This is a genomic window from Polaromonas jejuensis NBRC 106434 (assembly GCF_001598235.1).
In the GTDB taxonomy this organism is placed as follows: Bacteria; Pseudomonadota; Gammaproteobacteria; order Burkholderiales; family Burkholderiaceae_C; genus Polaromonas; species Polaromonas jejuensis.
In genome coordinates this window covers 49,630-70,697 of sequence record NZ_BCYO01000018.1, presented here as the reverse complement: position 1 = coordinate 70,697, position 21,068 = coordinate 49,630, and the positions used below count along the sequence as shown (strand labels likewise).

21 protein-coding genes are annotated in these 21,068 nt (G+C 63.9%); 10 read left to right on the top strand and 11 right to left on the bottom strand.

The window, feature by feature from the left end; genetic code table 11:
• Positions 1 to 5: 5 nt before the first annotated feature.
• The 3 genes from PJE01S_RS17895 to PJE01S_RS17885 form a co-directional block, all read right to left on the bottom strand.
• A complete protein-coding gene (locus tag PJE01S_RS17895; protein WP_068835005.1) occupies positions 6 to 404 on the bottom strand; it encodes a DUF934 domain-containing protein in 399 nt (132 codons plus the stop codon).
• Positions 405 to 443: 39 nt separating this feature from the next.
• Positions 444 to 2,273, bottom strand: coding sequence for a nitrite/sulfite reductase (locus PJE01S_RS17890; protein WP_068835004.1), 1,830 nt, complete (start codon positions 2,271 to 2,273; stop codon positions 444 to 446).
• A gap of 73 nt (positions 2,274 to 2,346) precedes the next feature.
• Positions 2,347 to 3,138 (bottom strand): sulfite exporter TauE/SafE family protein, encoded by a 792-nt coding sequence (locus tag PJE01S_RS17885; RefSeq protein WP_068835003.1) that lies wholly within the window; start codon positions 3,136 to 3,138, stop codon positions 2,347 to 2,349.
• A 265-nt stretch (positions 3,139 to 3,403) separates the two neighbouring features.
• Between PJE01S_RS17885 and PJE01S_RS17880 the strand changes: the two genes are divergently transcribed.
• On the top strand, positions 3,404 to 4,615 hold the full coding sequence (locus PJE01S_RS17880; protein WP_068835029.1) for an ABC transporter substrate-binding protein: 1,212 nt from the start codon (positions 3,404 to 3,406) through the stop codon (positions 4,613 to 4,615).
• 164 nt (positions 4,616 to 4,779) lie between these two features.
• Here PJE01S_RS17880 and mnmC read toward each other — a convergent pair whose 3' ends face one another.
• Positions 4,780 to 6,684 (bottom strand): bifunctional tRNA (5-methylaminomethyl-2-thiouridine)(34)-methyltransferase MnmC2/FAD-dependent 5-carboxymethylaminomethyl-2-thiouridine(34) oxidoreductase MnmC1, encoded by a 1,905-nt coding sequence (gene mnmC / locus PJE01S_RS17875; RefSeq protein WP_068835002.1) that lies wholly within the window; start codon positions 6,682 to 6,684, stop codon positions 4,780 to 4,782.
• Positions 6,685 to 6,693: 9 nt separating this feature from the next.
• The gene (locus PJE01S_RS17870; protein WP_068835001.1) at positions 6,694 to 6,969 is read right to left on the bottom strand and encodes an oxidative damage protection protein; all 276 of its coding nucleotides are present in this window, start codon (positions 6,967 to 6,969) and stop codon (positions 6,694 to 6,696) included.
• 239 nt (positions 6,970 to 7,208) lie between these two features.
• On the opposite strand from PJE01S_RS17870, the gene PJE01S_RS17865 reads away from it, so the two are divergent.
• Complete coding sequence (locus tag PJE01S_RS17865) at positions 7,209 to 8,234, top strand: sulfate ABC transporter substrate-binding protein (protein ID WP_068835000.1); 1,026 nt, start codon at positions 7,209 to 7,211, stop codon at positions 8,232 to 8,234.
• 178 nt (positions 8,235 to 8,412) lie between these two features.
• Here PJE01S_RS17865 and PJE01S_RS17860 read toward each other — a convergent pair whose 3' ends face one another.
• Genes PJE01S_RS17860 through PJE01S_RS17850 form a run of 3 tightly spaced genes read right to left on the bottom strand, consistent with a single transcriptional unit; the run spans position 8,413 to position 11,698 of the window.
• Positions 8,413 to 9,426, bottom strand: coding sequence for a Bug family tripartite tricarboxylate transporter substrate binding protein (locus PJE01S_RS17860; RefSeq protein ID WP_068834999.1), 1,014 nt, complete (start codon positions 9,424 to 9,426; stop codon positions 8,413 to 8,415).
• A gap of 53 nt (positions 9,427 to 9,479) precedes the next feature.
• The gene (locus PJE01S_RS17855) at positions 9,480 to 10,688 is read right to left on the bottom strand and encodes a CaiB/BaiF CoA transferase family protein (protein ID WP_068834998.1); all 1,209 of its coding nucleotides are present in this window, start codon (positions 10,686 to 10,688) and stop codon (positions 9,480 to 9,482) included.
• Between the two features lie 26 nt (positions 10,689 to 10,714).
• Positions 10,715 to 11,698: a hydroxymethylglutaryl-CoA lyase gene (locus PJE01S_RS17850; protein WP_068834997.1), complete on the bottom strand. Its 984-nt coding sequence runs from the start codon at positions 11,696 to 11,698 to the stop codon at positions 10,715 to 10,717.
• Between the two features lie 156 nt (positions 11,699 to 11,854).
• Here PJE01S_RS17850 and PJE01S_RS17845 point away from each other — a divergent pair, with 156 nt between their 5' ends.
• The 5 genes from PJE01S_RS17845 (at position 11,855) to PJE01S_RS17825 (ending at position 14,955) form a co-directional block, all read left to right on the top strand.
• Positions 11,855 to 12,760: a LysR family transcriptional regulator gene (locus tag PJE01S_RS17845; RefSeq protein WP_068834996.1), complete on the top strand. Its 906-nt coding sequence runs from the start codon at positions 11,855 to 11,857 to the stop codon at positions 12,758 to 12,760.
• A gap of 298 nt (positions 12,761 to 13,058) precedes the next feature.
• The gene (locus PJE01S_RS17840) at positions 13,059 to 13,436 is read left to right on the top strand and encodes a hypothetical protein (protein ID WP_068834995.1); all 378 of its coding nucleotides are present in this window, start codon (positions 13,059 to 13,061) and stop codon (positions 13,434 to 13,436) included.
• Positions 13,423 to 13,671, top strand: a complete 249-nt coding sequence (locus PJE01S_RS17835) for a hypothetical protein (RefSeq protein WP_068834994.1) — start codon at positions 13,423 to 13,425, stop codon at positions 13,669 to 13,671. Before PJE01S_RS17840 ends, PJE01S_RS17835 begins: the two co-directional genes overlap by 14 nt.
• A gap of 123 nt (positions 13,672 to 13,794) precedes the next feature.
• A complete protein-coding gene (locus PJE01S_RS17830; RefSeq protein ID WP_068834993.1) occupies positions 13,795 to 14,343 on the top strand; it encodes a DsbA family protein in 549 nt (182 codons plus the stop codon).
• Positions 14,344 to 14,622: 279 nt separating this feature from the next.
• Entirely contained in the window at positions 14,623 to 14,955 is a 333-nt protein-coding gene (locus PJE01S_RS17825; protein WP_068834992.1) for a DUF6172 family protein, read from the top strand.
• A 52-nt stretch (positions 14,956 to 15,007) separates the two neighbouring features.
• Here PJE01S_RS17825 and PJE01S_RS17820 read toward each other — a convergent pair whose 3' ends face one another.
• Both PJE01S_RS17820 and PJE01S_RS17815 read right to left on the bottom strand, forming a co-directional pair.
• A complete protein-coding gene (locus tag PJE01S_RS17820; protein WP_068834991.1) occupies positions 15,008 to 16,285 on the bottom strand; it encodes a DEAD/DEAH box helicase in 1,278 nt (425 codons plus the stop codon).
• Positions 16,286 to 16,461: 176 nt separating this feature from the next.
• Positions 16,462 to 17,940: a DHA2 family efflux MFS transporter permease subunit gene (locus tag PJE01S_RS17815; protein ID WP_068834990.1), complete on the bottom strand. Its 1,479-nt coding sequence runs from the start codon at positions 17,938 to 17,940 to the stop codon at positions 16,462 to 16,464.
• A gap of 161 nt (positions 17,941 to 18,101) precedes the next feature.
• On the opposite strand from PJE01S_RS17815, the gene PJE01S_RS25275 reads away from it, so the two are divergent.
• Positions 18,102 to 18,539: a hypothetical protein gene (locus tag PJE01S_RS25275; protein WP_157090381.1), complete on the top strand. Its 438-nt coding sequence runs from the start codon at positions 18,102 to 18,104 to the stop codon at positions 18,537 to 18,539.
• 139 nt (positions 18,540 to 18,678) lie between these two features.
• On the opposite strand, the gene PJE01S_RS17810 is transcribed toward PJE01S_RS25275, so the two are convergent.
• Complete coding sequence (locus PJE01S_RS17810; RefSeq protein ID WP_068834989.1) at positions 18,679 to 19,101, bottom strand: VOC family protein; 423 nt, start codon at positions 19,099 to 19,101, stop codon at positions 18,679 to 18,681.
• 210 nt (positions 19,102 to 19,311) lie between these two features.
• Here PJE01S_RS17810 and PJE01S_RS17805 point away from each other — a divergent pair, with 210 nt between their 5' ends.
• Positions 19,312 to 20,367, top strand: coding sequence for a methionine ABC transporter ATP-binding protein (locus PJE01S_RS17805; RefSeq protein WP_068834988.1), 1,056 nt, complete (start codon positions 19,312 to 19,314; stop codon positions 20,365 to 20,367).
• A 3-nt stretch (positions 20,368 to 20,370) separates the two neighbouring features.
• Positions 20,371 to 21,036 carry a methionine ABC transporter permease gene (locus tag PJE01S_RS17800; RefSeq protein ID WP_068834987.1) on the top strand — a complete coding sequence of 222 codons (666 nt, stop codon included), beginning with the start codon at positions 20,371 to 20,373 and terminating at the stop codon, positions 21,034 to 21,036.
• The last annotated feature ends 32 nt before the right edge of the window (positions 21,037 to 21,068 follow it).

Sequence of the window (21,068 nt, the reverse complement as noted above, 5' to 3'; positions counted from 1 at the left end):
TGCTTTCAGGCCGTGGTTGCTGTGATGAAGTGCGGCTGGATATCCACCGCATCGCCCTGGTATTTGCCGACGCCGTAGCCCGGGTAGGCGGCCAGCACGCGCTGGGCAACCGCCATGTCCTGGTCGGCGCGCAGCACGGCGACGTCAAAGCCGCTGCGCTCCATTTGCGCCAGCTGGTCGACCAGCACATCGCCGGTGGCGCGGATCTCGCCCTTGAAGCCGAGCCGGCGGCGCAGCAGGAACGCCTGGCTGAAGGCCCGGCCGTCGGTGAATTTGGGGAAGTTCAGATCAATCCGGTCCACGCCCGCCAGGGACAGCTGGAAGGGATCGGCGTCATTCGCCAGTTCAACGGTATTTTGGCCTGTAGTCCCTGTGAATTGGGCGCTGGCAGCTATTAATTTCATAGTAATTCGGTCCTTGGGTGGTGCGGCAAGGTGGGCGCTTCAGGCGGCGCTGGTTTCGGCCGATTCGGTGCGGGTGGCGCTGAAACGCGCACCATTCGCGGCGGCCTTGAAGGGCTCGGCCCCGACGCGGCGCAGGGTGGCGATAAAGGTCTCGCGGCCTTCGCGCTGCTGACGGTAGGTTTCCAGCACGGCTTCGATCACTTCGGGGACCTCGGCGGCCGAGAAGGACGGGCCTACGGCCTTGCCGGGCACGGCGGGGCCGGACAGCGTGGAGCCGTCCGAGCCGCCCAGCGACACCTGGTACCACTCCTTGCCGTCCTTGTCGACGCCCAAGATGCCGATATGGCCGCTGTGGTGGTGGCCGCAGGAGTTGATGCAGCCGCTGATGTGCAGATCGATCTCGCCGAGGTCGTGCAGCTCGTCCAGGTCCTGGTAGCGCTCGGTGATGGCTTCGGCGATCGGAATCGAGCGCGCATTGGCCAGCGCGCAGAAGTCGCCGCCGGGGCAGGCAATCATGTCGGTCAGCAGGTGGATGTTGGGCTTGGCAAAGCCGGCCTTGCGGGCCGCGCGCCAGAGTTCCGGCAGCTCGTCGCAGCGCACCCAGGGCAGCAACAGGTTCTGCTCGTGCGTGACGCGAACCTCGCCGGCGCTGAAGCGGTCGGCCAGATCGGCGGCCGTATCGAGCTGGTCGGCCGTGGCGTCGCCCGGCGCCTGGCCCAGGCGCTTGAAGGACAGCGTCACGGCGCGCAGGTCGGGGTTTTGGTGCGGCGCGACGTTCTGCTGCAGCCAGCGGCCGAATTCGATATCGTCTTCCGCCGCTGCGCGCAGGATGTGGGCGATCTTGGCGTCGGCGTCCTTGCGGTCGCAGTTGAGCGCGGGAGGCACAAAGCAGGCGGCCACGCGGTCGTATTCGGCCTGCGTGATGGTGTGCGGGCCGCCGTCGTGTTCCATGATCTGCTTGTATTCGGCTTCCACGTCGTCGATGTAGCGCTGCCCTTCGGCCTTCACCAGGATCTTGATGCGGGCCTTGTAGATGTTGTCCCGGCGGCCATAGCGGTTGTACACGCGTACCACGGCTTCCAGGTAGTTCATGATCTGGTTCCAGGGCAGGAACTCGCGGATCACCGTGCCAATGATCGGTGTGCGGCCCATGCCGCCGCCCACCAGCACCTTGAAGCCCAGCTCGCCCTCGGCGTTGCGCAGCAGTTGCAGGCCGACGTCGTGCCAGCCGATGGCGGCGCGGTCTTCCCTGGCGCCGCTGATGGCGATCTTGAACTTGCGTGGCAGGAAGGAGAACTCGGGGTGCAGCGTGCTCCACTGGCGCATGATCTCGCCAAACGGCCGCGGGTCGGCAATTTCGTCCACGGCAATGCCGGCAAGGGCGTCGCTGGTGATGTTGCGGATGCAGTTGCCGCTGGTCTGGATGCCGTGCATGTTGACGCTGGCCAGCAGGTCCATCACATCAGCCGACTTGTCCAGCGGAATCCAGTTGTACTGCACGTTCTGGCGCGTGGTGAAGTGGGCGTAGCCCTTGGTCAGTTTCGAATGCACCGACTGGCCGTTTTTCAGCGGAATGGCGCCCAGCTTGTCCTGGGTGGCCTGCGCGCCTTCGAGCAGGGCGGCATTGGGCTGGTCGTAGTCCCGGGCGATTTTGGCCAGCACGCGCAGCTGGGCACTGGAGAGTTCGCCATAGGGGACGGCGACGCGCAGCATGGGCGCGTAGCGCTGTACATACCAGCCGTTTTGCAGGCGCAGTGGCCGGAATTCGTCTTCGGGCAACTGGCCTGCCTGCCAGCGCGTGAGCTGGTCACGGTACTGGCTGGCACGGGCTTTCACAAACTGGTGGTCAAATTCTGTGTATTGGTACATGGCTGTCAGCTATTTAACGAGTCAACGTGGGTTTATTTGAATTTTGAAATTGGAACTCAGGCTGTCCGGCCGTCTAGATGGAGATGAGCTTTGCACCCGCATAGGCCAGCAGCAGGGACAGCAGCGAGCGTATGACGCGGTCAGGCGTTTTATGCACCAGGTGCGCGCCCACCCAGATGCCGGGCAGCGAGCCGGCCAGCAGCTTGAGCAAAAGGGGCCAGTCTACCGAACCTATGGAGGCGTGTCCCAGGCCAGCCACCAGCGTGAGCGGCACGGCGTGGGCAATGTCGGCCGCCACAATGCGCGGCAGCGGCAAGGCGGGGTAGAGCAGCATCAGCACAATCACGCCAACGGCACCGGCACCGACCGAGGTGATGGTGACCAGCGAGCCAATGACGGCGCCAAACAACACGGGCAGCGCCCAATGGCGCGCGCGCGTGGCCTGGTCGATCAATTCGGGGGCGATTCTTGTGGGAGCGGCCTTGCCGCGCACGGCTTTGTAGAACGTGGCGACCGCCGTCAGCAGCAGCGCCAGCCCCAGGGTGGTGGTCATGAGCGTCTGCGTGGCCGGATTGGCCGGGCCGAGCCGCTGCAATAGATACAGTGTGGCCAGAGTTGCCGGGATGCTGCCCGCTGCGACCTGGCCGACGATGCGCCAGTCCACCACGCGGGCGCGCGCCAGGCTCACGGTGCCGCCCATCTTGGTGAAAGCGGCAAACAGCAGGTCGGTGCCAATGGCCAGGTGGGGTTTGATGCCGAAAACGAAGATCAGCAGCGGCGTCATCAGCGAGCCGCCGCCAACGCCCGTCAGGCCCACCACAAGACCCACGGCAAAACCGGCAAATACAAAGGCAAATTCATGCATAAGCCGGAAAATGTAAATGCACCACTTATGAAAACAAACTACACATTTGTTCTGCCTTTATGCGAATAAGCATATTCACCAGTGGCCATGCGGGTTTCCATGGATTTTTCCGGACTATTGGCGTAAACCAAATAGGGTGAGCCGCTAAAGCGCCGCAATTAAAAGCCGTGTGCGCTGGTACAGTCCCTGCATTTCCCGGGTGGGCAGCCGGCGCGCGCCGACCGGATGGACCGAATTCTTACTTTTGGAGAAAACCGTGAAATTTATGAAACCTGTCCTGCTGGGCAGTTGGGTGCTGGCGTCCCTCATGGCGGCGGTGCTGGCGCAGGCGGCCCCCAAGGCGCCCATCAAGATCGGCGAAATCAACAGTTATTCGACGATGCCGCAGTTCACCCAGCCTTACCGTCAGGGCTGGCAGCTCGCCGTGGAAGAGATCAATGTGGCCGGCGGCCTGCTGGGCCGCAAGGTGGAGGTCATTGCACGTGACGACGCCGGCAAACCCGAGGAAGCGCTGCGCCATGCCGTTGAGCTGACCTCCAAGGAAAAGGTCGATGTGCTGGCCGGCGGCTTTTTGTCCAATGTTGGCCTGGCGCTCGCCGACCATGCGCTGAAAAACAAGCGGGTATTTATTGCCAGTGAGCCGCTGACCGATGCCATCGTCTGGGACAAGGGCAACCGCTACACCTTCCGCCTGCGCCCCAGTACCTATATGCAGGCGGCCATGCTGGTGGAGGAAGCGGTCAAGCTGCCGGCCAAACGCTGGGCCACGATTGCGCCCAATTACGAATACGGCCAGAGCGCGGTCGCCAGCTTCAAGGAGTTGCTCAAAGCCAGGCGCCCGGATGTGGAATTCGTGAGCGAGCAATGGCCGGCACAGGGCAAGCTGGACGCCGGCACCACCCTGACGTCCACGATGCAAGCGAAGCCCGATGCGATTTTTAATGTGACTTTTGGCGCCGATCTCGCCAAATTGGTGCGGGAAGGCAACCAGCGCGGCATTTTCCCCAAGGTGCCCGTGGTGTCCATGCTGTCGGGCGAGCCCGAATACCTGGATGTGCTGAAAGACGAAACGCCCAGGAACTGGATTGTGACCGGCTATCCCTGGGACCAGATCGATTCGCGCGAACACGCCAGTTTTGCCGCCAACTACTACCGCCGCTTCAACGAGTACCCCAAGGTCGGCTCGGTCGTCGGCTACGCCACCATGCAGGCCATTTTTGCGGCCATCAAAAAGGCCAATTCCACCGACAATGAAAAGCTGGTGCTGGCGCTGCGCGGCCTGAAGTTTTCCACTCCCTTCGGTCCGGCTGAATTCCGCGCAATTGACCAGCAGTCCACCATGGGCGCCTATGTGGGCAAGCTGGAGCTGCGTGGCAACCGGGGCACGATGGCGCAGTGGCGCTATGCCGACGGCAAGGCCTATTTGCCCAGTGATGCCTATGTCAGGGCGCGCCGCCCTGCCGAGGCCATGAAGTAAGACCTGACCGGACGCGTGGGCGGCCAGGCGGCTAAGCCCCGGTCACCATGGCTCAATGCGGGCTGAGTGGGGCCGCTGGCTTTGGTGATTTGCTATGAATAAAATAGCTATATGTGCCCGTACTGCCTGGGCTGGAAGCAGTTTTCATTGAATTTTTTATTCCTTCAAGCCGCCGGACCCTGCGCGGGCAGGGCGTGCTGGGGCAGCAGCGCATCGGCCAGGCGCTGCTCCAGCGGCAAGGGTTCTGCGTGCAATTGGGCGGCCAGCAGTTCGGCACACAGCGCGGCAAAGCTCAGGCCGCGCGAGCCCATGCCGCTGCACAGCCACAAGTTCGGCGCCTGCAGGGGGCCCAGCGCGGGCAGCCGGCTGGGCGTTGCACAGCGAACGCCCGCCCAGGCCTGGATTTCTCCACCTTCAAACTGATTTGCCAGCCCTTGCGCGGTTTTCGGCAGCAGGGCTTGCAGCTTGCTGAAATTGAGCTGCCCGTCCTCGGGCCGGATGTCGGCACTGGCCTTGTCCCGCTCAAAGGTGCCGCCCGTGATCCAGGCAAGCCCTTCCTCATGCGGGAACGCGGGAATCAGGCTGCCGTGGCCGTTCACCGGGAAAGCCGGCAGTGCCTGCGCCGTGCATGGCCCATGCAAGGCCCACGACATTTGGCCGCGAATGGCCTGCAAGGCCGGCACTGACGGCTGGCCGGCGGTGACGGCCAGCGCGCGGCTGGCATGGCCTGCCGCCAGCACCAGCAGATCGGCGCTGGCCAATGCCTGCCCGGCGGCATCGAGCGCCTGCCATGATCCGGATCGATGGGTCAATTGAGTCACCTTGGCATTCCCGCGCCATTCAACGCCCGGTGTCGCCAGCCAGGCCTTCACCAGGCTGGCCGGTTTGATCCAGCCGGCTTGCACATGCCACAGCGCCGGTGTTTCAGGCGGCAGGCCGCAGCTTGCCAGCTGTTCGGCGCTTGCCGGGCGTGTCCAATCGTGCGCGGCTTCGCTCAAATCCCGTCCCTGCTGCAAGGCGGCAGGCAGCTTGCGAGCATGCTCCACGCCGTGCTCCAGCACCCCCGTGGGGCTCCAGTCCTGGCCGGCTTGCAGCAAAGCGCCAGCCTGTTGCAGGCTGGCCCGGATGCCGCTGCGCGACAGGCGCGACAGCTGGCTGTCGTCGGGTGAGACATGGGGCGCCATCACGCCGGCGGGCAGGCCGGAGGCGCCGGCGGCCGGTGTCGCCGCCGCATCGAGCACCAGCACCTGCCAGCCGCGGCGCGCCAGGCTGGCCGCCACTGCCGCGCCGGCCAGGCCAGCGCCAATGACGAGGCAGCGCGATGCAGCTTGGCGCACCGGGGCCGCCCGCGTCTTCCTGGGCTCCCAGGCGGGGTTGTAGTCGCCCTGCAGGTTGTCGCGCTTGGGCGGTATGCCGGGGACTTTTTTCACCACAAAACCGGCTTGCGTCAGCGCATCGCGCACGCTGCGCGCCACCGTCCAGGTGGCCACGCGCGTGCCGCGCCGGCAGCAGCGCGCAACGGCCTTGAAGGTGTGCAGGTCCCAGATGTCCGGGTTGCGCTGCGGGCTGAAGCCGTCGAGGTAAACCGAATCGGCCTCAAAAGACTGCTCGCGCAGCATGGCTTTGGCATCGCCAATGCAAAGCGTCAACAGCAGCTGGCCGCCCTCAAAGACCAGCCGGTGAAACCCCGGCAGCAGGCCCCACAGCTGGGCCTGCAGTTCCTGTGCAAAAGGCAGAAGCTCGGGATGGGTTTGGGCGCTGCGCAGCACATCCGCGGCGCTGGCCGGAAAGGCCTCCGTCGAGACGAAATGCAGCAGGCGAGGGCGTAGCGGGTCGGCCTTCCAGGCGGCCCAGGTCACCAGAAAATTCAGCCCCAGGCCAAAACCGGTCTCCAGTACACACCATTGCGGCTGATTCGCCCATGCCGCGGGCAGGCCGCAGCCTTTGAGGAAAACTTCACGCGCCTGGTCCAGGCCGCCGAGTTCGCTGCGGTAGCGGTCGCCAAAGCGCGGGCTGTAGGGGCTGCCGCCCGCCGTGCCGTCGGCCAGCCATTCAATGCGCTCGGGCATCCGCGGGGTTCAGGTGCTGCTCGGGGGCACGTAGCCTTGCGCCACGTCGGCACCTTCGCCAAAAAAGTGTTTTTCCATTTGCCGCGCCAGGTATTGGCGGGCGCGCGCATCGGCCAGATTCAGCCGGTTTTCATTGACCAGCATGGTTTGCTGCTTCATCCATTCGGCCCAGGCTTCCTTGCTGACCTGTTCCCAGAGGCGCTTGCCCAGCGGGCCGGGATACGGGGGAAAGTCCAGGCCTTCGGCTTCCTTGCCGAGCTTGATGCAGTGAACGAGACGTGCCATGTGCGTGATTCTTTCGTAAATCGTGGGTTGAGGGGCCGGCCGGGCTCAATCGCGTCGGCTTCCAGTCGGCCAAAGGCGCCTGTAGCGGCTTATTGTCGCTTCGAGTTTCCCAGGGTGGCGAATCCTAGGATGTTTAAGGAATAAAGAACTGAGTTTTTATTCGTTCCAGTTTTCAAGGCCAGCTTCCAGAATCCATTTTGTTCGCATTCAAATGCATTTTTTGGAAAAGAAAGCCAACCATGAGTTCACGTCGCCACTTTATCAATGTTTCTACCCGCCTGGCATTGGCCGTAGCGCTGGCAGGGTCAGTTCTGGCCAGCCATGCCCAGCAGCCGCCGGTGACGCTGCTCAATGTGTCTTATGACCCCACCCGTGAGCTTTATGTGGAATACAACGCGGCGTTTGCCAAATACTGGAAGGCCAAAGCCGGCCAGGACGTGAGCATCAGGCAGTCGCACGGCGGATCCGGCAAACAGGCCCGCTCCGTCATTGACGGCATTGACGCCGACGTGGTGACCCTGGGGCTGGCGCCGGATATTGACGCGCTGGTCAAAAACGGCGGCCTGGTGGCCCCGGATTGGCAAAAACGCCTGCCGCACAATTCCGCGCCCTACACCTCGACCATTATTTTCCTGGTCAAAAAGGGCAATCCCAAGGGCATCAAGGACTGGGACGACCTGATCAAGCCCGGCGTGGCCGTGATCACCCCCAACCCCAAGACCTCGGCCGGCGCCCAGTGGAATTACCTGGCAGGCTGGGAATACGGCAAGCGCAAGTTCGGCGGCGACGCCGGCGCCAGGGACTTCATCACCAGGCTTTACAAAAACGTGCCGGTGCTCGACACGGGCGCCCGCGGCTCCACCATCACGTTTGCGCAGCGCGCCGTGGGCGATGTGCTGATCGCCTGGGAAAACGAGGCCTTTCTGGTGCTCAAGGAATTCGGCGCCGAAAAGTTTGAGATGGTGGTGCCTTCCGCGAGCATAGTGGCCGAGCCCACGGTGGCCGTGGTGGACAGGACCGTCGACCGCAAGGGCACCCGCAAGGTGGCCCAGGCCTACCTGGAGTACCTGTACTCCGACGAAGGGCAGGACATTGCCGGCAGGAACTACTACCGTCCCACCAGCGAGAAAGCCAAGGCCAGGTACGCCAGGCAGTTCCCCAAGCTGAATCTCTTCACCATAGACCAGGCCTTTGGCGGCTGGAGCAAGGCCAAGGACCATTTTGTGGATGGCGGCTCCTTCGACCAGATCTACGCGCCCAAGTAAATCGCTCATTCGCGTCGTCCATCCACGGTGCAGCTGAACTGTCACACAAGCCAATCTGTCAACCCTGCCGGCGCGGGCATCCGGCCAGGTTTGTCGCTCAAATCCCGCTGGCGCCCTTTATTGGTGGGTGCAAGATGCTATTGAAAACATAGTGGTTGACGCTGCCTGGAGTGGGGTCTCATTGCAATTCAACCCCGGCCTTTTTGACCAGCTTGGCGTACTTGGCGAGTTCGCTGCGGAAATACTGCGCGGCCGCTTCCGGGCTGCTCGGGTTGATGGTGTTGCCCTGTTTGGCCATGGCTTCTTTCACTTCCGGCGTGGCATAGGCGGCAGTCACTGCGGCCTGGATGCGCTTGACCTCGGCCGCCGGCAGTTTGGCCGGGCCCACCACGGCAAACCAGCCTTCGATGTTGTAGTTGGGCAGGCCCTGTTCGGCGATGGTAGGGATGTCGGGGGCCGCAGCTACGCGGCTGCTGCCGCCCACACCGATGGCGCGCAGGGCACCGCTTTTGAGATGCGCCTGAACTGCAGGCAGCGCCAGCACGCCCAGATCCACCTGTCCGCCAATCAGGTCGGCAATCATGGGGCCCACCCCCTTGTACGGGATGTGCTTGGCCTTGACCTGCGCCTCTTCCATAAACATTTCAGCGGCCAGATGCAGGATGGTGCCGTTGCCGGATGAGGCGTAGTTGTAGGCGTCGGGTTTGGCCTTGAGCAGCGCCACCAGCTCCTTGACGTTGCTGGCCGGCAAGCGGAGCGGATTGACCACCAGCACAAAGGGCGTGCTGCCGAGCACGCAGATGGGGGTGATGTCGGCAATTGGGTCGAACGGCAGTGACTTGTAGACGCTGGGGTAGACCACATGGTTGTTGGAGACCACGCTCAGCGTCATGCCGTCGGGTGCCGATTTGACGAGGTTCGCCGTGCCCACAATGCCGCCGGCGCCGGGCTGGTTGTCAACGACGACCGGGCGCCCCAGCGTCTTGCCCAGCGCGACGCCGGCGGCGCGAACAATGGTGTCCACCCCCGAACCGGCCCCCACCGGCAGGATAAAGCGCACGGCCCGCTCCCCCGTTTGTGCCAGCACCGCCAGCGGCGTGCTGATGAAGCTGCCGCCCAGCAGCAGGGCGCCCAGGCCGCGCAGGGTTTGTCGGCGGCTGGTTTTCGTGAGTTTTGTCGTTGCTGCAGTCATGCTTGTCTCCGTTTTTAATGAATCGTTGAAATCGTCGAAGTGGTCCGGGCCATTCAGGCCACGGCCGCCTGCCTGTGCAGGCTTTCGATCGCGCCGGCGGTGTAGCCCAGGCCGGCGAGCAGTTCCCGCGTGTGTTCACCCAGCGTTGGGGGGTTGAGCCGCACGCCCAGGCGCTGGCCGTCCATGGTGAAGGGGCACAGCGTGGTTTTCGCGGTTTCGCCGGCGCGCTTGCCATCGGGCAGCGTGATGTCGGCCAGGCCGCCCGTTGCCAGCAGGTGCTCGTCGTCGTAGAGTTCCTCGGGCTTGCGGATAGGCGCGAAGGGCAGGCCCGCTTTTTCAAACAGTGCCGCCAGGTCCGCCGCGCTGCGGGCGGCCAGGCGTTCGCGCAGCAGGGGCAGCAGGGTGGGGCGCAGGGTGACGCGCTGGTTGTTGGTGGTGTAGCGCGGGTCGGCCTTGAGGTCGGCAAACCCCAGCACATCGCAGAACGTGGCCCATTGCGAATCACTGACTGCCGCCAGGAAGATCTGCTCGCCATCCTTCACCGTGAACACGTCGTACACCGCCCAGGCTGAAATGCGGTCGGGCATGGGGGCGGCCGGCTGGCCGGTGATGGCGTATTGCAGCATGTGCTGGCCGACCAGGAACACATTGTTCTCGAACAGCGCCGACTGCACCTCCATGCCCTTGCCGGTGATGCCGCGCTGGATCAGCGCACCCAGCACGCCGATGGCGCCAAACAGGCCTCCCATGATGTCGTTCACGCTGGTGCCGGCGCGCAGCGGGTCGCCGGGGCGGCCCGTCATGTAGGCCAGGCCGCCCATCATCTGCACCACCTCGTCCAGCGCGGTGCGGTGGTCGTAGGGGCCGGGCAGAAAGCCCTTGTGGCTGGCATAAATCACACGCGGGTTGACGGCGCTCAAGGCGCTGTAGTCGAGGCCGTATTTGGCCATGGTGCCGGGCTTGAAGTTTTCGGCCACCACATCGGCGCTGGCGCAGAGCTTGCGCGCCACTTCCGCGCCGGTCGCATCGTGCAGGTTGATGCCTATGCTTTTCTTGTTGCGGTTGAACAGCGGGAAAAAGCCCGCGCCGGCGCCCAGCAGGTGGCGGGTGCGATCGCCGTCCAGGGGCTCGACCTTGATGACCTCGGCCCCCATGTCGGCCAGCACCATGCCGCAGGTGGGGCCCATGACCATGTGGGTGAATTCAACGACGCGCAGGCCGGCCAGCGGCTGCGGTGCGGCGGAAGGGGGATGGTTTTGCATGCAGGTTTCTTTGGGAAAGGGGGTGTTTATACAGTGACCGCCGCGGCCCGCATGGTTCTGGGCAGGCCTGCGCGCCACAGGGTGCCGTGCAGGGTTTCGCCTTCCAGCCAGCCGGCTACCTTGGCGCGCAAAGCCATCAGCTTGTCGAAGTCGATGCCGGTGGCTATGCCCATGCTGGCAAACATGTAGGCCAGGTCTTCGCTGGCCACATTGCCGCTGGCGCCGGGCGCGTGCGGGCAGCCGCCGATGCCGGCCAGGCAGGCGTCGAAGCGCGTGATGCCGGTTTGCAGCGCGGCATAGACATTGGCCAGCCCCAAGCCGCGGGTATCGTGGAAGTGGCCGCAGTTCAAGCGCTCGCCGGCGATGGGCAGCGCCAGCTCAAACAGCTGGCGGACCATCTCCGGGTCGGCATAGCCCACCGTGTCGGCCAGGCCCACGCAGTCTGCCCCGGCGTCCAGCACGGCCTGGAGCAGCCGCAGCACTTCGGCCGGTTCCACCCGGCCCTGCAGCGTGCAGCCAAAGGCCGTGCTGAAGCCTACTTCGATGCGGATGGCGGAGCCCGAGGTATCGCGCGCGGCGCGGATGCGGGCGATCTCCTCGACCACTTCATCGGGTGTCTTGCGCAAATTGGCCAGGCTGTGGGCATGGCTGGCCGAGAGCGGCAGCAGCATCAGATCGGCACCTGATTCGATGGCGCGTTCGGCGCCTTTGAGGTTGGGCACCAGTACCGAGGTGACCAGGCCCGGCAGTGTTTTCGCAAAGGCCACCAGCTCGGCGGTGTCGGCCAGCTGCGGCAGCAGGCGCGCCGGCACAAAGGAGCCGACCTCGATTTCGCGCTGACCGGCGTCGTAAGCCTCGCGAATCCATTGCAGTTTGTGCGCGGTGGGCATGACGCTGGCAAGGCTTTGCAGCCCGTCGCGCAGGCCCACTTCACGAATGCAGGCTTGTCCGGGTAAGGAGGGCCTTGGGAAAGCCGGTCCCGTATTTGAGGCCGAGGTGGCCGAAAGCATAGTCACTGACTGTCTCCGTGATTGAAATTTGGCCCTCAGTTTAGAATTTCCCAAATGCTTTTAATGATCAATTTTGGAAGCAGTGTCGTTCCATTTCGGAATGGATAGTTGGCTAATGCAAGGCAAGGCGAGTCAGTCGCCCGGCAGGAGTTGCCCATGAGAGACCTGGACATGACCACCCTGAGGCTGTTCGCTGCGGTGTGCGAGACACGCAGCATCGCCCGGGCCGCCGAGCAGGCCCATATCGTCGGCTCGGCCATCAGCAAGCGGCTGGCGCAGCTGGAAGACACGGTAGGAACCCCGCTGCTGATACGGCGGCGGCGCGGCGTCGAACCCACGCCGGCCGGCGAGAGCCTGCTGGAGCACGCGCGCACCATGCTGGCCAGCGCCGACCGCATCGAGCGCGACATGGCCGCTTACGCGCAGGGTGTGCGCGGCCAGGTGCGCATCCTGGCCACGGCTTCCGTGATGGCGGAGTCCCTGGCCGATGATGTGGCGGCCTTTTTGCAGGCGCCGGCGCACCACGACATCCAGGTCAACATGGAAGAAAGAGTCAGCCCAGACGTGATTCGCGGCATCAAGGAGGGCGTGGCCTCGGTCGGCATCTGCTGGGACGCCGCCGACCTGACGGGCCTGCAGTCGCGCAGCTACCGCACCGACCACCTCGCCATCGTGGTCCATCCCTCACACCCGCTGGCCGTACACGAGACCCTGCGCTTCGAGCAGACGCTGGACTACGAACATGTCAGCCTGCCGGTGCACAGCGCCGTGCAGGTGATGCTGCAGCGTGCCGCCGCGCTGCTAGGCAAGGCCATCGTGCACCGCGTCATCGTCTCCAACTTTGAGGCCGCACTGCGGGTGGTGCGCGCCAACCTGGCCATCAGCGTGGTGCCGCATGAAGTGGCCGAGGCCTATGCGCGCACCTATGGCCTGCGGGTACTGCCGCTGGACGAGCCCTGGGCCAGTCGCCGTTTTGCCATCTGCTTTCGGGATGAAGCCGGCCTGTCGGCTGCAGCGCAGCTGCTGGTGAACCATCTGGCCGTGAAAGGCCTGCCCGCGTGAGCGAGGGCGCATGGGTCGTCGGCGCGGAATCGGCTGGCAAATCAAGAGCTTCTCGCGCAGGTATTTGGGGGATTGGCGGCGGTTTTGTTTTTGGCGAAAGACCTCTCGATATGCCGGGATAGTGCCTTGGCATGCTTTTTGCAGTAAAATACGGCTCCAGCCCACGACGGACAAGCGTTGCCAGCTATGAAAAATATAGCGGTTAAGGCCCGCCGGGGCTAGGAAAACACCGGCAGGCGCTGCGGTGCAGACCCCGCCAGCTGCTTGTATTTGGGGATGGAGTCCCCAAATTTTGTCCATGAACGCTATCAAACCACACCCCCACAAAACCGACCTGACGGTAACGCATGTGCTGGCCGAGCTGCTGGAGCGGCTTGAATGCAGTACCGAGCCGGTCGGTGCCGAGCAGTACCGCTCCGTGGTGCTGCACCTGGTCAACGAACTGGGCGATGTCGAACCCGGTACGGCGCTGGGCGCCTTGCTCGATACCCATCCGGCGGCGGCCGAGCTGTACGAAAACGTCAACTACCAGTATGCGGGGCTTTGCCGCTCGGCGCTGGATGCCTCGCTGGCTGCAGAACGCGAGGCCAAGGAGGCCCTGAACCGCGCCATGCGCCGGGCCTCGAACCACTCAACCAACCAACCCAAGGAAGATCCAAACCATGGCAAGAGCTGACGCCAAAACCGCTGTCCTCGCTGACGGCCTGCGCTACAAGTCCAAGGTGTCGGGTTCCCCGTTTGCCGCTACTACGTCTTTTGGTGCCGCCACCATGTCGTGTTTCATGTGCGGCAAACATCGGGCCCGCTCCCTGATGGGCACACGCAAGGTGCTGGGTAAATCCCAGGCCGTGTGCTCCCCCTCCTGCAAGGCGCTTGACGAAGCGCTGGAGAACGCCGCCGCGGCAGGCTGACCGCCCCAAAGCCGGGTTGTGGGCATGGCCTGTGCTGCCGCATTGATCAGGATGCGGCAGCGGCGCATACTGTGCGGACGGCGCGTGAAAGCGCCGTTAGCGCACTGTTGAAAGGTCATTCTCATGAGCGCCCACACCAACCCGGACCGTTTGCTATCGCCGGACGAGGCCACCGACCACATTCGTGGCGCGGGCTCCGCCCCGGTCACACTCATTGAGTACGGCGACTTTGAATGCCCCTCGTGTTTTCAGGCCCATGCGGCGCTGAAAATCATGCTTCCCCATTTTGACCGCCAGCTGCGTTTTGTCTTTCGCCACTTCCCCTTGCGCGAGATACACCCGCATGCCGAACTGGCCGCCGAAGCGGCGGAAGCCGCCGGCGCCCAGGGCAAGTTCTGGCCGATGTACGAACTGCTTTTTGAGCACCAGCAGCATCTCAAGGAAAAGCACCTGCTCGATTACGCCGGGCAGGTGGGGTTGAACCTGCCGCGCTTCCAGAACGAGATGAATGACCATGTCTACCTGCAGCGTGTGCAGGAGTACATGCAGGGCGGGCAGCATCTGGGCGTGCGAGGGACACCGGCGTTTTATGTCAACGGCGTGTTCACCGATGTGTCCTTCGGCCTGCAGCACCTGCACGAGGCCATTGACAAGGTTTTATTGGCCGCCTGACGCTCTTCGCCCGCTCAGCGGGCAGCCGCCAGTGCGCCGGCCGGCGCGGCATTCCTGCTGTGCAAGCGCCGCAGCTGCAGTACCGCGCCCATGAAAAACAGCGCAAACAGCGTCCCGCTCACCACCTTCAGTTCCGGTGCTTACGCATTGGCCGGTAAAGGGGCTGTTTGGCCTGGCACCGTGTCGGGACCGATAATCGAACGCTTCTGAATCAGGCTGCGCAATTCTGATGCGCCTGCCGGCGGCATTCGCCACACACATGACACACCAAGGATACCCGTGAGAAAAACCTACCAGCTCAATATTGAAGGCAAGAACCGCGATCGCCTGTTGGAAGCGAGCAAACACGACATCCGCAAGTACGTCAAACGCGAACGCGCCAAGGCCCTGCCGGCCGGTGTTGATTTCTGGGACTTTGATTGCAGGTCCGGTGTCGACGAAGCCAGCGCTGTGCCAGTGTCCATTGCCGATTTGATCCGCTCGATTGACGCCCTGCTGGCAGACGGAGGCGCTCAGTTTTATGTCGAAGTGCTGAGCAAGCCCGGCCATCGCACGGCCAGGCCGCAGGGTGATTCGCAGGACAACCCATTGGACGACTTCGGCGACGAGTAAATCATCCCTGCCATCACTTGCCGGCAGCCGGAGCCGCCGGTTTGGAGGCCACTCAGTCTTTGGGGGGCGTTCCCTGCGCGAGGGCGGCGGCCGCAGCGCGCAGCTTGTCTTTCTTGCTCGGGCGTGTGCCCTTGATGCCGCCATTGGCGGACGGGTCAGCCGGATTGGGCACCAGCACTTCAAGCCGTTCAAATCCGGCGATCTGTTCACGCGGCACGCTCACATGCTGGCGCTTTTCAATCAGCCGGAAGTGCGCCTCGGTGCCTGCGCTCACAAAACTGATGGCCAGGCCGCTTTCGCCGGCGCGGCCGGTGCGGCCAATGCGGTGCGTGTAATCCACGGCGGAGCGCGGCAGGTCGTAGTTCACCACCACCGGCATTTGTGCAATGTCGATGCCGCGGGCGGCCACATCGGTGGCCACCACCACTTGCACGGTGCTGGCCTTGAAGTCCAGCAAGACCTGATTGCGTTTGCCCTGGCTCAGTTCGCCGTGAAAGGGCTCGGCCTCGATGTCGGCCTTGCGCAGCTTGTCGGCCACGATTTCGGCGGCGTGCTTGGTCGCCACAAACACCAGCACGCGGCTCCAGCGCTCGCTTTGCACCAGATGGCGCAGCAGCTGGGTGCGCCGGCTTGCATCCACTTCAATGGCCCGCTGGGCGATGTCGGGCTTGGCCTCGGGCGTCGCCTGCACTTCAATGCGCAGGGGGTCGCGCAGCAGGCTTTGGGCCAGCGCCTCGATGGCCGGCGGAAAGGTGGCCGAGAAAAAAAGGTTCTGGCGCTTGGGCGGCAGCAGTTTCAGGATGCGGCCCAGTTCCTCGCCAAAGCCCATGTCGAGCAGGCGATCGGCTTCGTCCAGCACCAGCGTGCTGACTGCGGCAAGACTCAGCGCGTTGTGCTCAACCAGGTCCAGCAGGCGGCCCGGCGTGGCCACCACGATGTCGGCGCCGCCGCGCAGGTTCATCATTTGCGGGTTGATGGATACCCCGCCAAATACCACCGCCACCTTGATCCGGTGCGGCAGGTATTTGCCCAGGCTGACGATGGATTCGCCCACCTGCGCCGCCAGCTCGCGTGTGGGCACGAGAATCAGCCCGCGCACGCGCCGTGGCGTGCCGGCAGGCGCATTGGCAAGTTGCTGCAGCAAGGGCAGAGAGAACGCCGCGGTTTTTCCTGAGCCGGTCTGGGCCGAAGCGACCAGGTCGCGCCCCTGCAAGATGGCGGGAATCGCCGCCGCCTGAATGGCTGTCGGCGCCAGATAGCCTTTTTCGGCCAGGGCGCGGAGCAGGGCGGGCAAGAGCGCGGACGAAATACCCAGTGAAGAAAATGGCATGAGCAGAACTTTAGGCGGGTGAAGTGCGAACGTCAGCCGGCTTTCAAGGCGGCTGGCGGGGCAGGGTGCGGGTCGAGGCGCGCCGGGGAACGCGTCGGAGGGAATAAATGCGGGGCGATGCGCTGCCGCCCGGACCCGCAATTTTAAGCCCAGGCCTTGTCGCCGGCCATGACGGCTCAGGGCCGGCTCTCTGGTGCGAGCGCAGGCCTCAGGAACAGGGCGCCGCAGGCGGCCGCACCCAGCGCACACAGCGCCGCGGCAAACACCACGAAGCGAAACGCCCTGATCAGCGCCTCGGCCGAAGCGCCTTGCATCTGCCCGCCCAACGCCAGGGAAAAGACCACGCCCAACATGGCCACGGCCAGCAAACTCGCCACGCGCGCCACTGCATTGTTCACGCCCGAAGCAATGCCGGCATGCGACGAAGGCACGGCGTTCATCACGGTGGTGGTGAGCGGCGCCACAGCAATCGTCATGCCCAGGCCCAGCACCACCATGGCAGGAAAAAAACCCGCCCAATACGACCACCCCACGCTCGGCAGCGCCATCAGCGCCAGGCCAGCCGCTGCGATCACCGGGCCCCAGGTGAGCATGAACCTGGCGCCAAAGCGATGCATGGCCTTGCCGGCCGTTGATGACAGCAAACCCAAAATGATGGAAAAAGGCAGCAGCGTGGCGCCCGCTGCGGTAGCCGAATAACTGAAGGCGCGGATCAGCACAAAGGGCAGGAAAAACAGCACACCGGCCAGTGCAAAGTAAAGCAGCAATGTCAGCAGGTTGGCCCCCACAAAATCGCGCGACTTGAAAAGAGCCGGGGGCATCATGGGCGCATGCACCCGCGCCTGCGCCACGCCAAAAGCCGCCAGCGCGGCGACGCCGCACACCATGGGCCACAGCACGCTCGCGTGGCCCCATCCACGCCCGGGCGCCAGCGTCAGCCCATAGGTCAGGGTGCCCAGGCCAACGGCCACCAGCAGCACACCCAGCCAATCGAAATGCCGCGGCGCATCCGGGTCGCGGCTGTCAGGCACCGCATAGACGGCCAGCCAGATGGTGGCCACTGCCAGGGGCACATTGAGGAAAAAGATGGCACGCCACGACACGGCATCCACCAGCCAGCCGCCCAGCACCGGCCCCGCCGCCCCCGTGATGGCCGCCCACGCCGCCCAGGTGCCGATCGCCTTGCCACGCGCTTCGCCCTCGAAGACGTTGCCAATGATGGCCAGGCTGGCTGGCACCAGCAAGGCCGCGCCCACGCCCTGCAGCGCCCGCATGGCAATCAGTGCCTGCGTGCCGGAGGCCAGCCCGCAGGCCGCAGAGGCGGTGGTAAAGATGGCAATGCCGATGATGAAAATGGTTCGCCGCCCGTACCGGTCGCCGAGTGAGCCGCCCACCAGCAACAGGGATCCCAGCGCCAGCAGGTAGGCATTGATCACCCACTGCATGGCGGCCAGGTTGGCGCCTGCGCTGCCGGCAAAGTCGCGCTGGATGGCGGGCAGGGCGATGTTGACGACCGAGCCGTCAATAAAGGCCATGGAAGAGCCGAGGATGGTGGCGGCCAGGGCATGGCCTTTTCGGGGCGTTGGCGGCCCGGTGCAGGCGGGCTGTGCCTTGATGATTCCTTCATCGCAGGGGCATTGCACATTGGCCGGCATGAGTTATTTTCACTGCTTGGGGTGGTTCAGGCAAGGCATGGGGCCGCGTGGGCCGTTTTTCACGAGATGAGCCGGCGGGTCGAGCGACATGAAGGTGTCATGTCGCTCGTGCAGGATAAGCGTTCTTTCCGGCATTTTCCTGCGCCAGCTTTTAACGCACCATGATTCGCACCCACCCCATTTCCGCCAAGGAAGCTTCCATCATTGCCATTGGCGCGCTAGACAATCTGGTGATTGATCTTGTGAAGGCGAGTTGTCTCAGGATGTCACCTGCGTTCCTGGACTGGATCGCCGATGAGGCTACGCCGCTGGTGGAGCGGTGTGTGGCGCGCTCATTCAGCAAGCCGCGGTTTGTAGACAGCCTTCGGATGGGTGACCCGAGAATTGCACTGAGCCGCTGGGTTCGCCATTGGGTATGTCCATGGATAGTGGCCAACTTCGACGAACTGGCCGTGTACCTGCCAGAGTTTGCAGAAAGTCGCCCTGCAGGCTTGCCGCTTGGGGCAGCCGGGCCTGTGCATTCTTCGTCCAAAGCCCTGATGTCTCATCGCGCACATCCCCTGTTGAGCCCACAGCTGCGCAGCGCCAGCGCGGCATAGACCGGCAGGATCCATACCCCGGCGAATAGCGCCGCCTTTGTGCTTTGGGGAACTCACTGTGTTGCCGGCCATGCGCGTCAGCGTTGCTTCGGGTCAGCCGAAATGGCGCGCGCGGTCGGTTTGGAGCGATCGCTACGCCTCACTCCTGCACGGTCCACTGAGGATTCCACACGACCTCCCACAGATGCCGGTCAGGGTCTTGAAAGTAGCCGGCGTAGCCGCCCCAGAAGGTATCGTGAGCCTCCTTGACGATCGCGGCACCGGCCGTTCTGGCCTGTTGCATGACGGCGTCCACCTCGGCTTTCGAGGCCACGTTGTGCCCGAGCGTGAATTCGGTAGGGCTCAGGTTCCTGGGCGCGATGCCGGCGTCATGGGCAATCTCCTTGCGCGGCCAGATGGCCAGCTTCAGGCCCGCCTGCAATTCAAAAAAGGCCACGGCGCCATGCTCAAACTCAGTGCCCACGATGCCTTGGGTCGGGAACCCCAGGCCGTCGCGGTAAAACCGGAGTGACCTTTCCAGATCATCAACGCCAATCGTGATCACTGTGATGCGTGGCTTCATGCGGCAATTTTCCCTCATCCCCCGAAAACATGGCAACACGGCGAAAATCATGAGGCTTGGGGCTGGCCAGGCATTGATTAATCACAAAATCATCTAATCAGCCTATTTAATATTCTTTTGAGTTTTGTTTGATTTCCTTTAAATTCACACCTTGTTCAAAAAAGAGCCCAATACGTTTCCACAAAAAACGAGAGGCCATAAGCGGTTTACATGATCGAGCTCAAGGGTATTTTCCAAACATACAAGGGTCCTGCAGGCCCGGTCGAGGCGCTCAAGGGCGTCGATCTTCAAATTCAGCCAGGCGAGGTGTTCGGCATCATTGGTCGCAGCGGCGCGGGCAAGAGCTCCCTGGTGCGCGTGATCAACCTGCTGAACCGGCCCACCGCCGGGCTGGTAGCGGTGGGCGGGCGCGAACTGACCACGCTGGATGACGACGCGCTGCGTGTCGCGCGGCGCGACATTGGCATGGTGTTCCAGCATTTCAACCTGCTGTCGTCGCGCACGGTGTATGACAACGTGGCCTTGCCGCTGGAGATCGCCGGCCTTTCCGCGCAGGAAATCAAGAGCCGCGTCCAGCCTTTGCTGGAACTGGTGGGCCTGACGGCGCTGGCAGGCCGCTATCCCGCGCAGATCAGCGGCGGCCAAAAGCAGCGGGTGGGCATTGCGCGAGCGCTGGCCAACCGGCCCAAGGTGCTGCTGTCTGACGAAGCCACCTCGGCACTCGACCCGGAAACCACACGCTCCATTCTTGGCCTGCTCAGGCAGATCAACAAGGAATTCGGCCTCACGATTGTGCTGATCACGCATCAGATGCAGGTGATCAAGCAGGTGGCTGACCGCGTGGCGGTGATTGACGCCGGGCGTATTGTCGAAAGCGGCCCGGTGATTGAGGTGTTCACGCGTCCGCAGCACGAGACCACGCGCAGCCTGATTGCCGAGATCGTGCCGCAGGAGCTGCCCGACAGCGTGCTGGCGCGCATTCGCACGCTGATGAATGCCGAGCATCCCGAAGAAGGCCAGTTGCTGCGCCTGGCGTTTGCCGGCGACGAGTCGGACCGGCCCCTGCTGTCCGACGTGATTCGCCGCTTCGGCATCGATCTGTCCATCGTGCATGGCCAGGTCGACGAGATTCAGGGCAAGCCCTTTGGCACCCTGGCGGTGTTTGCACGCGGTGCGCGTGAGCAGCTCAATGCGGCGGTCGCCCATTTGCGCGGGGCCGGCGTGCATGTCGACCAGGTCAACAACCTGGCAACGGTGGAGGCTTAAGCCATGTTTGATAATTTTTCGCAAGCCCTGGTTGAGCTGTTCGTCACCTCGCTGTGGGAGACCCTCGTCATGGTCGGTATTTCGGGCCTGGTCGGCGCGCTGCTGGGCATTCCGCTGGGGGTGTTCCTGCGGCTGACGGACCAGGGCGGCGTGCTGCAAAGCCCGGTGTTCAACCGCGTGGTGGGCGGCATCGTGAACGCCGTGCGTTCCACGCCCTTCATCATCCTGCTGGTGGCCATCATTCCGCTGACCCGTTTGCTGACCGGCTCGTCCATCGGCACGGCGGCGGCCGTGGTGCCGCTCACGATTGCCGCGGCGCCCTTCATGGCGCGGCTGGTGGAAGCCTCCCTGCGCGAGGTGGATCACGGGCTGATCGAAGCGGCCCAGGCCATGGGCGCCACCACGCGGCAGATCGTGCTGAAGGTGCTGCTGCCCGAAGCGCTGCCCGGCATTGTGGCGGGGCTGACGATTTCCTTTGTCAGCCTGACCGGTTATTCGGCCATGGCCGGCGCCATTGGCGGCGGCGGGCTGGGCGATCTGGGCATTCGCTACGGTTACCAGCGCTTCCTGCCTGAAGTGATGCTGGCCGTGGTGCTGGTGCTGATCCTGTTTGTGCAGGCCGTGCAAAGCCTGGGCGACTGGGCCGTGCGGCGCCTCAGCCACCGTTAAAACGCTATTGATTTGTGAGCTACTGGCGCTTG